Origin of the sequence: Tatumella sp. UCD-D_suzukii, from assembly GCF_000611875.2 — a bacterium.
Taxonomy (GTDB): domain Bacteria; phylum Pseudomonadota; class Gammaproteobacteria; order Enterobacterales; family Enterobacteriaceae; genus Tatumella; species Tatumella ptyseos.
Map to the genome: position 1 here is coordinate 1 of NZ_JFJX01000044.1, position 642 is coordinate 642.

Annotated in this window: 1 rRNA gene; it reads left to right on the forward strand. The window is 48.0% G+C overall.

The annotated features are described in order from the left end of the window. Nucleotides 1-200: 200 nt before the first annotated feature. Nucleotides 201-642, forward strand: a 23S ribosomal RNA gene (locus CG67_RS07645); the annotation flags it as partial.

Below are 642 nucleotides of genomic sequence, written 5' to 3' on the forward strand. Positions count from 1 at the left end.
TCCCGCTTAGCTCCACCATCATTCAGCAGTGCCTGCTGAAACATATCTTAAAGATGACTTGCGAGTCATGTTTAAGATATTGCTCTTTAACAATACGGAACAAGCTGAAAATTTGAAAACAATGAATAACGTTAAGTTATTCAGAGTCTCTCAAAAACTTTTACGATTCAGAGTCGTTGCAAGACGTCTGTGGGTTGTGAGGTTAAGCGAATAAGCGTACACGGTGGATGCCCTGGCAGTCAGAGGCGATGACGGACGTGCTAATCTGCGATAAGCGTCGGTAAGGTGATATGAACCGTTACAGCCGACGATTTCCGAATGGGGAAACCCGGTGCACTCAGTGCATCATCGTTAACTGAATACATAGGTTAACGAGGCGAACCGGGGGAACTGACACATCTAAGTACCCCGAGGAAAAGAAATCAACCGAGATTCCCCCAGTAGCGGCGAGCGAACGGGGAGGAGCCCGGAACCATCATCAGTGTGTGTGTTAATGGAAGCGTCTGGAAAGTCGCACGATACAGGGTGATAGTCCCGTACATGAAAATGCACACATTGTGAGTTCGAAGAGTAGGGCGGGACACGTGGTATCCTGTCTGAATATGGGGGGACCATCCTCCAAGGCTAAATACTCCTGACTGA